We start from the raw sequence: 11,019 nt of genomic DNA, 5'->3' as shown, positions 1-11,019 counted from the left end.
GGCAGCCTCACCCGGGGGGAGCCCTCGCTCATGAACCTGAGCGATGAGGGGGGCACTTCATATCAGGGCAGAAGCAGGGAGGGCGAAGTATCCTGGAATGTGATCAGCGTCCGGGAAGGGCTCCGCGCGAGACCCCAGCGGCAGGGGAACGCGATGCAGTGCGTGATGGCCGCACGGGGCGGACCCGGCGGGTCGGGGGTCGGATCAGGCCCGCCCCAGGGCGGTGGCCCCCTGTTCCCCAACGCAACGGGTCACCGTTCTTCTTCCCCGCGGGAAGAGGCTCTAGGATGCTGGGCGTGGTGGCGCACGGGTGGCGAAATTGGCAGACGCAGCGGACTTAAAATCCGCTGACCCGAAAGGGTCGTCCGGGTTCGATCCCCGGCCCGTGCACTCTGCCGGTCAGTCGTTACAGGCGGCTGGCGATAACCTCCGACTGTGTTGGAGCCCGATCAGCTCCCCTTGCCAAAGCCCTGCCTTGATTGCGACGAACAGCACGGCCTGACGGACACGCGCCTCGCGGCCCGCGCCACCGTCCTCGCCGCCGCCTTCGCCGCGCACCCCGAGCGCTTCTCCAACGGCCCTCTGAAGCCCCAGGCCCTTCCAAACACCGTCTGGATCAACAACCCCGCGCCGCTCCCCAGCTCACAGGGGGCTGCGCACGAATCTCTCAGTCTCACTGTCTCATTCACGTTGACAGGTTCCGCTTCTCGTCGACCGTCATCGCCTCACGTGGGAGACTCATCATTCATGGGAACGTGGCTGAACGTGGCCTTCATTCAGTGTGCGGATATCGCCCGGGTAGAGAGAGAGCTCTCACGCTTGTTGGTGGAGGGAGGGCGGCGATTGACAACACCCAAGCCGCGGACCCGGGAACGGCACGACCGCATGCAGTACGGGCTCGGTGACGAGGTGCAGCGCTGGGGCCTGGCGGGTTTTCACGGAGCTCCCGGATGGACTGTCCTGCGCACCGCCCCTTTCGAACTCCTGATGAAGGGAACTCCGCCGCTGCTCGCACGCCTTTCCTCGCGCCTGGGCGTGCCCGCCTTTCAGTACAACATCTATGACAGCACCCCAGAGTTCCTGATGGAGGTAGATGCTGGTGGGCGCGTCGAACTCTCGGGGTTCGTCGGTCAGGATGTAACGCGCTATTGGAACAGCGAACCGCCAATGGAGCGTTTGGAGACACGATTTCGTATCATTGAGCCATCAGCAGTCGCCGCATGGGCAGAGTCGGCCATGCCGGAGGCGCGTGTTACCGGATGGCTCTACCTCTCCCGCGCCAACTCCCCCCTGACGGACTTCGACAAGCATTGGGAGTCACAGCGGGCGGATCTCGTGCGATGGCTCGGCCAGCTAGGCACTCGAATCGACCCCGAGAGCCAGGAGTGGCGGGTACATCCCGCGCACATCGTTCGCCGGCTCGCTCAATCTGGCAGCGCGTTTCTTCCCGCTGAAGAGTGCGTAGAGCCGGCCATCAAGACCGTATTTGGCGGGCCGAACGCCAAGCACTGCGACAACCTCTTTCTCGTGGAGACGCTCGTCCCCCATGCCCCAATGCCCGTCGATGGGTTCGTGTTGTACGCGGAAGCGAGCAGCAAGTAGGCGTGGGCGCTTCATGAACGCTGGCGGGATGCCCTGATGCCGCTGCTCCGCGACTGCGCCGCCGGCCGTGCTGAGCACTCCAAGCCCATCAGGTTTGTTCCTGTGAAGCTGCGGAGGCTCCCTTTCATGTCCACAGCGCTCGCGTTTCATCGCGCCGCTGGTGCGCTCCGGGCCATGTTACTGTGTATTATTTAATTCATGTTATCCATGCTGTTCTGAGATGCTGGCATGCTCCACATGCGGCCAGCATTGACCCGCAGCTCGCTGGCTCGCTTGAAAGGACGTAACCATGCGACTCCGCGCCTGCGCCGCACTCCTACTCTTCCTTTCGGCGTGCGCCACGTCGGCACCGCCTCCCAGCGCGCGGGGATCTCGGAGCCAGAGACTCGCCAACCTTGAGCGGGCGGCGACGCTGCCGTGGACTGACGGGGGACGGTGCGTCGTCCGTGAGGCTTCCCAGCCTTGGCCCGCGCTGGTGGAAAAGTGCTATCGGACCCTTGATCATGACCGGATCGAGTTCCACGACACTGCAGGAAGATGCGCGGTGGCCTCCGTTGGCGCCGGCGCCATGGGAGTCGGGTTCTGCGTGCTGGCCGCTCCTGAGATCGTTGTGGGAGCCGTGATCGTGCTTGGCGTGGTGGTGGTCGGCGTCGCCATCAAAGAAGCGCTGGATGCATACGAACTCCGCCACTCCTACCCAGAGGAAGCAGGGACCTCACGAGAAACGAAGGTGGCAACCCGGGAATCTGAAGCACAACACAAGCCCAAGCTGAAGCCCGAGCCAGCGGGGCAGGACTGGTTTCCCCCTGTGCCGCCCGAACCACCGGAGCGCGAGCGCCACCCCGACTGCAGGCCCGTCCCGGTGCGACATTGGGGCGGCAATGATCCACACAACGAATGCGCTGACAAGATTCCCAACAACACCTTCTCTGGCTGGGATGTGCTCGTCAATGGGAAGAACTTCGACGGGCTGGTTCTCGTCACTCGCACACTGTGGGATGTCAAGACGGATGACTTTGAAAAACAGCCGCCACGTTCTCAAAGGTTCTTTGTCAGGATGAAGCTGCCTGAACTGAGGCGTGAAGCCAGGCTAGCAAGGGACTGCGGGTACAACTTCGTCATTGGAGTGCGAAGCGTCGCGCATAAGGCTGTGCTGCTCGACGAAGACCCCACTCTGAAAGTTGTCATCATGGATTGGTGTTGAAATGACGGTCGCTCATAGAACCCTCATCATTGTCGCCCATGCGCCTGCGCTCAAGAACAATGACGACCGCCCGACCGCAGTTGTCCATGCAATGGAACGTGCGCTGCCCGGCTTGCGCTTGGGGTGGGCGATGTCGGAAAAGGAAGACCTCATCGCATTGCCTCAACGCGACGAGTGGGTCGCGGCCAACATGGCAAATGGAGGGTTCCCGTTCCTCTGCAATGATGATGATAACCATCTCGTGACGGTTGCTGGACTGGAAAACCCAAACGGTCTTGCCGCAGGGAGCCCGCCGCATTTTGAAATCCATGCGGACCTGCCACTCGACGCAGTCTGCATCACGGGGGCTGTTGATGTGCTTGCAGGCGTAGCGGAGGGCGCCCGCGCGGTATGGGGGCATGCGACGCCGAGCGGTTATGGTGGGATCGTGGCGCAACAGTTCCGCCATCCTGGCGATGAGTTGCACGTTCCGCCCCACGGGCTGCCGTCGCTCAAGCTCCCATGGGACATGTCCACACCTGAGATTCCGCACTTTCTTGGGTGGCTGAACTACTGGTCTGCCGCTGCCGCGAAGGCCCTCGGATTCCCAGACCCGGCCCGCGACTCCGAGTTGCTATCGCGGGCACGGCGCACGGCAACGGGCGGGTGGGTCGTGCAACTCACCGACGCGCCGCTCGACTTGGACAACCCCGCCCACCTGGACACGCTCAAGCGGACCTACGAGCGCTTCCCGGAGATCGGCGGACGTGAAGCGCCTTGACTCGATTCAGGGGCTTGGGGTGCCGCTCCGGCTGTAGGAAGCGGAAACGTCCTGTCACCGTCGCCAGCACGCCCGCCGAGCCGTTGCCCGTCGTCGATGTTGCAGGGGACACACCGACGGTGTTCCTGTTCTCCTCACCGACGGAATGCGGTGGGGATGGCCGCCTCTTTGACGCGGAGCGTGTGTTGCTGGAGCCCCGTGTCGTGGAATCCAGCCTCCTGCTAGAAAGACAACGCAGGCCTCATCCCCTGGCCGTCTGGAGTGCTGCCGTCAGATAGGGCAATCAGATGTCAGCGGCCCGCGTCCTGTCGAGCCGGGATTGGGATGATGACGATGAAGTCCAAGTACCTCGTGGTTGTGATCGGGACCCTCGGTATGGCTGGGCTCCAGTCCCATGCTGCACCCCCAAGGCTCCCCATTCCTTCGCCGCAGCAGAAGGTCGACTACGAAGTGACCCTGCCTGGGGATGCCAAGCCACTCGAGACGCTCTATGGCACGATGACGGGGGCCGCCATTCGCTTTGACGCGTGGCCCAATACGAATGGGACCGTGAACTTCGGACTCAATTGGTCCTCCATTCGCGCAGGCTCACACGTCTATATCTCAGCGAGCGAGGTCGACAACGCCGGGAATCGTTTCAATGGCGCAGCGGCCATCGCGGTGCAGAATGTCGTCGTCAAGGAGGGGCGCGTCGAGTTCCGCATGGTGGTCAACTGGGCCTCTCCCATCCGGATCTCGACCGACATCCTCACCATCAATCCCTAGCGGGGCGTGCCCTGGGCGTCAGGCTCAGGGCACGATGGCGGCGCAGTCCGCTCCGCAGGAGAAGGTCGCCGACGTGCAGGCCCGGTCCGTGAGGCAGGCATCGCAGACGTCTGCCTTTCGCTTGTAGTCCTCGTCGTCCGACGCATTGTCGCGGCAACGGCTCTCACAGGCGGACGTGTCGTAGTCGCTGTCGTAGCAGGACGCGTACTTGTCGCAGATGGCGTTGCAGTCCAGCGCGGCGTCCACGCCACAGCCGGCCATTCCCGTCAACGCGATGGCCGAAACCAGCAGGTTCCTGAGGTGCTTGCGCATTGTTGCTCCTGTGAGGATGGATCCGGGAGGGCGGTCGCGCCTTCGCGACGCAAGACCGCCTTCCAGGTGAAGAGGACCCCGCACCCGGGGTGCGAAGTGGCGTCTGTTGAACGCTTCCTTTTCGTGCGCCGGAAGTTAGGAACGAACCCCCAAACGTCAAGCGGTCCCCCCTCGAATCCCACGTCGTGGTCCAAAGGCGGGGAGCGGACGTCGGACTTCCTGGGTACGCTCACCCCCCATGATGGGTCCGCGACCAAAGACCTGTGCGGCCTGCCGGCGTGTCCTGGCGGCCCATGAGGTGTACTACCGCTTCAGCCTCGTGCTCGAAGGGGAGCAGGACGTGCTCGACCCTCCGGAGGGGGCGGACGGCGACCCCGGGGATGCGCTCGCCGAGCTCGTCCAGCAGATGGAGGCCGGGACCGAGGACCCGAGCGAGTTGGAGGCCCAGGTGCACTGGGAGCGCTCCGGGGTGGCGTGCGCCGAGTGCCGCACCGTGGCGGTGCGGATGCTGACCCCCGAGTCCGAGGACGCCGGGCCCCATTGAGGGCCCTCCCGGCGGCATCCCAGGTGGGACACCCCGCCGGGCCCTGCCCACCGGACTACGGCTTCATCACCCCGGAGTCCTTCAGGAACTCCACCATGTCACGGGCCTTGTCATTGCCCTTGGCCTCCAGGTCCTTCAACTGCTGACCCAGCTTCGACGTGTACGCTTCCACGAGCGAGCGTCGCAGCGCCTCCTGGTCGAAGCCCCAGTTCTCCAGCGCCTTGGGTAGGAACTGCGACGCCCTCGGGTCCTTCAGGCGCACCAGCGCCGCGGTGGCGGCCGCCACGGAGTCCGGGCAACGCTGCGCAATCCCATATGCGGTCTCCGCCGCCTGCTTCGTTCCCAGATAGCCCAGCAATGACAGCTCGTTCTCGCCAATCTTGCTGCGACAGAACAGCATCCGGTCGAGGGCGGCCTTGGCGTCCGGGTTTCCCTGACGCAGGGCGGCCTCCAATTCATCCCGACTGTTGAAGCCCCGGTCTTCCTTCCAGGTCACCTTCGTCGACACGGTGTGGCCGGCGTTCACCAGCTCCGCCGCCAGGTGGTTGCGCCTGAGTTCCGGGTAGTGCTTCAGGTCGCGCGCCGCCCGTTCGCCCGCGGCCTTCCTCAGGTCCTGGCCCTTCCTCAGGTGCGTGGCCAGGGGCATCACCAACGACTCGATGTACGTTCCTCGCGCGGCCACCGCGTCGTAGGCCGCCAGGGCGCACGCGGGGCTCAGGAAGACCCTCTCGCCGTTCGCGCGTTCCGCGTCCAACTGGAACGAGTCGTTGGAGGAAGACCAGCCTCCGGCCGTGGCCATCCCCCCGGCCAGCTCGTCCACCAGCGTTGGCGCCAGTTCGGCGGGCTCCACGCACCGCAGGGGTTCCCCAACGTCCTCGGCCAGCTCGGCCAGGTGCTTCTCCTCGATGCGCATCGCATCGAGCGAGGAATCGCCGCGGCGCTCCGCCGAGCGGACGAAGCAGGTCGCCGCCGCGCTCGCCCACAGGCGCAACTCCGCGTCCGGTTCCTTTCGCATCGCCGCCAGGGCTTGTGCCTGGGCTTCGGGACTCCGCGCCGTGGAGAGCAGCGCCAGGGCCCGGTCGAAGGGCTCCACCGACGTCTGGGCCCGCCTGCGCAGCGCTTCATCCTTCATCAACAGACGTCCCGCGAGCTCCGCGGCCTTGCCAGGAAGCCTGGGTCCGCCGTTGGAGCGCATCCCCGACATGACCCGGAATTGGGGCGAACTCATGCAGAAGGGCACCGGGCCCGCGGCGGACACCGCCTGAGCCCTCCCTCCCACCCGGGCCAGCTTCGTCAGGATGTCATACGCGGTGGTGCCTGCCTGGAGCAGCTTGGACTCCGCGTCCGCGAGCACCGCCGGGGGCGAGCCGTCCAATGCGAAGGCGGCCTTCCACAACGTGGCTTCATCCGGGGCGGGCGTCGGCGCTCCCGCGAGCGCGAGCGCCGTGAAGAGGGCGGGCAGGTGCAGCATGGTTCACCTTGGGGTTGAGGGCAGGGTGAACCAGTTTCGCCTGGATTGAGGTGACCCGCCTACTCCTGGCGCTTCGCGGGGCGCTCACGCTCCGTGCGCAGGTGAACCCGCCGCCCCCGGCGTCGGCCTCGTGGGGCCGTACACCCGGGGCGTGGAGCGCTGTGTCATTGGATCCGCAGCGCGTACTTGCCCAGGTGGTGTTTGAGCACCTCCTGCTGGGCCTTGGCGGCCTCCTCCATCGCGTACATGCGTCCAATCTCCAGATGGAAGGGGCCCGCTTCGATGAGCTGGTTCATTCGCTTCAAGAGCTCCGGGCTGGGGAGGCCGTCGTAGGCGGTGGCCTTGATCCCAGCGGGTGCCTTCGGCGCGGGCTCGACTCCGTTCGGCCAGGCGATGCGCCCGTCCTTGCGGACGTGCTGGAGGACCGCCTCGGCGGTGTCTCCCGGTGCGAGGACGAGCGCCGCGTCGAGTCCGTCCGGGGCGAATTCGCGGCAGGCCGCGGCCACGTCGCCCTTTCGGCCGTCAACGACGGCTTCCGCGCCGAGCCGCCGGGCCAGCTCCACCCCGTCCTCCCCCGACGCGACCGCCAGCACCTTCACCCCCAGCCTCCGGGCGAACTGCAGCGCGAGGTGCCCGATGCCGCCGCTGGCTCCGAAGATGAGCAGGCGTTGGCCGGATTGGATCTGGAGAAGCTCCTCCAGGCCCCGGAGCGCGGTGATGCCATCCGCCCCGAGCGCCGCCGCCTGTTCCACCTTCAGCCCCTTGGGGATCCGCGCTGCCTGGCTGGCCTTCACGGCGGTGTACTGCGCGTAGAAGCCTCCCTTGGGGCTTCCGAGCGCGAAGCCGAAGACGCGGTCTCCGACCTTGAGGTCCTTCACGGCCTTGCCTGCCGCGACCACCTCTCCGGCGCCGTCGGTGCCGGGCACGTAGGGGAATTTCGGCTCGCCTCCGAGCATCTCCACCATCTGGCCTTCACGCTCCATGAAGTCCCAGGCGCCAATCCCGGCGGCCTCGACACGGATGAGGACTTCGTCGTCGCCGCAGGTGGGAACGGGGACGGTCTTGATACCGAGGACCTCGGGGCCGCCGAAGCGGTCGAGCGCCGCGGCCTTCATCTGATCGGGAATGGACGTAGGCATGCTGTGACTCCTTCTCGGGAAAGTCCGACTCCCCGAGACGGTGCGCACTTGCCATGGGGCGGTCAGGGACCGTCCCTTCAGGTCCCACTCCCGTCAGTTGGAGGGCAGGCCGTCAGGCCAGCAGTTGCATGAGGTCCGCGCGGGTGAGCGCTGCGCCGCCTCCGGTAGAGCCTCCGAGCGCGGCTTCGAAGAGGGCCCGCTTCTTGTCCTGGAGGAGCAATATCTTCTCCTCCACCGTGCCCTGGGACACCATCCGGTACACCATCACCGGGCGCTGCTGGCCGATGCGGTGCGCCCGGTCCGCTGCCTGGGCTTCCACGGAAGGGTTCCACCAGGGATCCACCAGGAAGACGTGGTCCGCCGCCGTCAGGTTGAGCCCCGTCGCTCCCGCCTTCAGCGAGATGAGCATGACGGGGGCTCCCTTCTCCTCCTGGAAGGAGCTGGCCACCGCGCCCCGGTTCGCCGTGCTGCCATCCAGGCGGATGAACCCGATGTCGGCTTCCTTCAGCGCGGGCTCGATGAGATCCAGCATGGATGTCCACTGCGAGAACACGAGCGCCTTGTGCCCGTCCGCCACCGCCGTGCCGAGCGCCTCCACCAGGGCCTGCACCTTCGAGGACGTCCTCGCCTGCTGTCCCGGCACCAGCGCGGGATGGCAGGCCGCCTGCCGCAGTCGGAGCAGGGCCTCCAGCGCCTTCATCACGCTGCCGCCTTCCTCCAACTGGGACACCACCTCCTCGCGCGTCGCGGCGTGGACCGCGTCGTAGACGGCGCGCTCCTGCTCGGTGAGGGTGACGTGGCGGACGGCTTCGGTGCGGGGCGGCAGTTCGGGCGCGACGTCGCGCTTGAGCCTGCGCAGCACGAAGGGTCGGATGCGCGCGCGGAGCTGTTCGGCGGCGCCCTTCTGGTTGTCCGACACCGGCCGGGCCCAGCGCTCGTCGAACGCCTTGCGTCCGCCCAGGAGCCCCCGGTTGGTGAAGTGCATCAGGCTCCACAGCTCCTCGAGCCGGTTCTCGATGGGGGTGCCGCTGAGCGCCACGCGGAAGTTCGCGTCCAGTTCATAGGCCGCGCGCGCGACCTGGCTGTCTGGGTTCTTGATGGCCTGGGCCTCGTCCAGCACCACCGTGTCCCACGTCTTCGCGCCGAGCACCGCCGCGTCCAGGCGCAGGAGCGCGTACGTGGTGAGCGTCACGTCCGCCGTCTCGTCCAGGGCCCGGTTCACGCCGTGGTAGACGGACACCTTCAGCCCCGGGCGGAAGCGCTTCACCTCCGCCTCCCAATTGGGCAGCACGCTCGTGGGCGCCACGACGAGCGTTCCGGGGCCCAGCGTGCAGATGGTCTGGAGCGTCTTGCCCAGGCCCATGTCGTCCGCGAGCACGCCGCCGAGTCCCGCCTGTCGCAGGAAGGTGAGCCAGCTCACGCCCTGCAACTGGTACGGGCGCAGCGTCGCGGTGAGGTCCTTCGGGAGGCGGGGCTCGGGGAGCTTCTCGAAGCCCTGCACCAGCGGCGCCAGTCGCTCCAGTCCCGGCGGGGCAGGGTGCTCCAGCGCGTCGCACAGCCCGGTGAGCTGGGGGATGGCGTGGTTGGCGATGCGCCCGTCCGTCTCGCGCGCGGCCAGCAGGTCCGTGACGCGCTGACCGTGGGCCTTCAGCCAGCCGGTGGGCAGCGGCGCCCAGCCTCCGCCCTCCAGCGGCACCAGCCCCAGGCCTTCTTCCCAGGCGCGCATCACGGAGGCGGCATCCACCGAGCGCGTCACGCCGGGCCCCAGGCCCTCCACCTGGAAGTCGAGCGCGAAGCCCACGCGGGGCACCCCGTCCGCGGTGGTGGTCGTGTCCAGCGTGAGGGTGGGGCGCAGCTTCACGTCGGGGCTGACCACGCCCGCCGCGTCGCCCGTGAGACCGCCGCGCCAGCGCCGCAGCTTGTCCGCGAGCTGAACTGCTTCCTTGCCGTGCACCGTCACTCGCCGGCCCGGCGCCATGTTCAGCTCGTCGCGGAGCTGGTGGATGAGCTTCGTTTCGGTGGGCTCGTCGCGCACGGGGGCGGCGCCCTGGAGGTACACCATGCGCCCGTTGTCGATGCGCGCCGTGGGCGGTGAGCCGTACACCAGCGTGGGCAGCACGGAGAGCCCCGCGTCCAGCTTGTCGAGCTCCAGCGAGATGCGCGGCTTGAGCGTCCGGTCGATGGGCGGCAGCCGCCGGCTCTTCACGTCCACCGGCATGCGCCGCGCGAAGTCCGGCAGCACCTTGCCCGTCAGGTCGGCCAGCTGCTCGGCGGAGAAGACGCGCTCCTGGGGGAGGTTCTCCAGCCTCGCGCCGGTGAGGGTCTGTTCACCCAGACGGCAGAGCATGCCGGCGCTTAGCGCGACGCCGGGGCTGACCAGTTCGGTGATGCGTGGATCCCGCTCCACCTTGAGCACCGTCTGCTCGCCGCGGTCCTCGACGGTGACCCGGGGGAGGAGCGGCTCGTTGGAGACGGACACCAGCGCGCCGTCGAAGAGGACGGTGCGCGCCTTCTCCAGCACGTGCAGCAGGGCGTCGAGCCGGCTCGTCGGGAGCGCGCCCTTCGTGGGCTGCGCGAGGAGCTTGTCCGCGAGCAGGTCGCAGGGGTCCACCTGGATGCGCGCGGCTTCCACGGGGTTGTTCAGGAGCGACGTCAGGCTGCGGGCCAGGAGGCGCGCGGTGTTGTCCGGACGGACCACCAGGCGTTCCAACTGGAGGCCGCCGTCCATGCGCTTGAAGCGGTACACCATGCGCTCGGGCTTCGGCGCGGTGCCGGGACGCGCGGGGGCGGGCGTGGTGCCGGGACGGGCGGCGGTCGGCGCGGTGCCCGGACGGGCAGGGGGCGGGACGCGGCGGCCTTCGGCCTGGTGGAGGAAGAACGCGGCCGCGACCACGTGCTCGCAGGGGTCGTGCTTGCCGCGACAGTCGCACTCCCAGATTTCGTCCTCCGGGTAGAGCACGGACTTCACGGGCGCTGGACGCCCCGGGACGCGCACGCGCACCACGGTCTCTTCTTCGCCGACGGAGAGCACCGACACCGCGCCCGCGCGAGCGAGCGCCATGCCGGCGGACCAGGTGTCCGGGCGGGATTCTTCCCGGAGGGAATCGAGCAGTTCCGCGAGCGCCGACATACGAGGACCCCGTGCCTAGTCCCCCGTGAAGCCGCGCGCAACAGCACAACCCGGTCGAGGACACTCACACTTGGAGTCCCCGTGTAGGCCTC

At 67.4% G+C, this 11,019-nt stretch carries 9 protein-coding genes, 1 tRNA gene and 1 pseudogene; 7 read left to right on the top strand and 4 right to left on the bottom strand.

Going from position 1 to position 11,019, the window contains the following annotated elements:
* Positions 1-304 precede the first annotated feature (304 nt).
* The 6 genes and pseudogenes from OV208_RS08935 (at position 305) to OV208_RS08905 (ending at position 4,331) form a co-directional block, all read left to right on the top strand.
* Positions 305-390: transfer RNA gene (locus OV208_RS08935), tRNA-Leu, on the top strand.
* A gap of 132 nt (positions 391-522) precedes the next feature.
* Positions 523-627: pseudogene (locus OV208_RS08930) on the top strand (IS3 family transposase); the annotation flags it as partial.
* A 258-nt stretch (positions 628-885) separates the two neighbouring features.
* Positions 886-1,602, top strand: a complete 717-nt coding sequence (locus tag OV208_RS08925) for a hypothetical protein (protein ID WP_267573448.1) — start codon at positions 886-888, stop codon at positions 1,600-1,602.
* Positions 1,603-2,146: 544 nt separating this feature from the next.
* A complete protein-coding gene (locus tag OV208_RS08920; RefSeq protein WP_324291359.1) occupies positions 2,147-2,806 on the top strand; it encodes a DUF6310 domain-containing protein in 660 nt (219 codons plus the stop codon).
* Position 2,807: 1 nt separating this feature from the next.
* Positions 2,808-3,566, top strand: coding sequence for a DUF5953 family protein (locus tag OV208_RS08915; RefSeq protein ID WP_267573391.1), 759 nt, complete (start codon positions 2,808-2,810; stop codon positions 3,564-3,566).
* A 333-nt stretch (positions 3,567-3,899) separates the two neighbouring features.
* Complete coding sequence (locus tag OV208_RS08905; protein WP_267573390.1) at positions 3,900-4,331, top strand: hypothetical protein; 432 nt, start codon at positions 3,900-3,902, stop codon at positions 4,329-4,331.
* A 24-nt stretch (positions 4,332-4,355) separates the two neighbouring features.
* Here OV208_RS08905 and OV208_RS08900 read toward each other — a convergent pair whose 3' ends face one another.
* Positions 4,356-4,643 (bottom strand): hypothetical protein, encoded by a 288-nt coding sequence (locus OV208_RS08900; protein WP_267573389.1) that lies wholly within the window; start codon positions 4,641-4,643, stop codon positions 4,356-4,358.
* Positions 4,644-4,881: 238 nt separating this feature from the next.
* Between OV208_RS08900 and OV208_RS08895 the strand changes: the two genes are divergently transcribed.
* Entirely contained in the window at positions 4,882-5,187 is a 306-nt protein-coding gene (locus OV208_RS08895) for a hypothetical protein (protein ID WP_267573388.1), read from the top strand.
* 55 nt (positions 5,188-5,242) lie between these two features.
* On the opposite strand, the gene OV208_RS08890 is transcribed toward OV208_RS08895, so the two are convergent.
* From OV208_RS08890 to OV208_RS08880, 3 genes are all read right to left on the bottom strand, one after another.
* Complete coding sequence (locus tag OV208_RS08890; RefSeq protein WP_267573387.1) at positions 5,243-6,658, bottom strand: hypothetical protein; 1,416 nt, start codon at positions 6,656-6,658, stop codon at positions 5,243-5,245.
* A gap of 164 nt (positions 6,659-6,822) precedes the next feature.
* Positions 6,823-7,797: an NADP-dependent oxidoreductase gene (locus OV208_RS08885; RefSeq protein ID WP_267573386.1), complete on the bottom strand. Its 975-nt coding sequence runs from the start codon at positions 7,795-7,797 to the stop codon at positions 6,823-6,825.
* A 112-nt stretch (positions 7,798-7,909) separates the two neighbouring features.
* A complete protein-coding gene (locus OV208_RS08880; protein ID WP_267573385.1) occupies positions 7,910-10,927 on the bottom strand; it encodes a DEAD/DEAH box helicase in 3,018 nt (1,005 codons plus the stop codon).
* Between the last annotated feature and the right edge of the window lie 92 nt (positions 10,928-11,019).

It is taken from the genome of Corallococcus sp. bb12-1 (assembly GCF_026626765.1).
GTDB classification, from domain to species: Bacteria; Myxococcota; Myxococcia; order Myxococcales; family Myxococcaceae; genus Corallococcus; species Corallococcus terminator.
Note: the sequence above shows the minus strand (reverse complement) of the source record. Positions and strands in the feature narration are given on the sequence as shown.

Excerpts from the sequence above, each read along its gene's own strand:
- OV208_RS08925 (WP_267573448.1), top strand. The coding sequence starts at position 886 with ATGCAGTACGGGCTCGGTGACGAGGTGCAGCGCTGGGGCCTGGCGGGT.
- OV208_RS08915 (WP_267573391.1), top strand. The coding sequence starts at position 2,808 with ATGACGGTCGCTCATAGAACCCTCATCATTGTCGCCCATGCGCCTGCG.
- OV208_RS08905 (WP_267573390.1), top strand. The coding sequence starts at position 3,900 with ATGAAGTCCAAGTACCTCGTGGTTGTGATCGGGACCCTCGGTATGGCT.
- OV208_RS08900 (WP_267573389.1), bottom strand. The coding sequence starts at position 4,643 with ATGCGCAAGCACCTCAGGAACCTGCTGGTTTCGGCCATCGCGTTGACG.
- OV208_RS08895 (WP_267573388.1), top strand. The coding sequence starts at position 4,882 with ATGATGGGTCCGCGACCAAAGACCTGTGCGGCCTGCCGGCGTGTCCTG.
- OV208_RS08890 (WP_267573387.1), bottom strand. The coding sequence starts at position 6,658 with ATGCTGCACCTGCCCGCCCTCTTCACGGCGCTCGCGCTCGCGGGAGCG.
- OV208_RS08885 (WP_267573386.1), bottom strand. The coding sequence starts at position 7,797 with ATGCCTACGTCCATTCCCGATCAGATGAAGGCCGCGGCGCTCGACCGC.
- OV208_RS08880 (WP_267573385.1), bottom strand. The coding sequence starts at position 10,927 with ATGTCGGCGCTCGCGGAACTGCTCGATTCCCTCCGGGAAGAATCCCGC.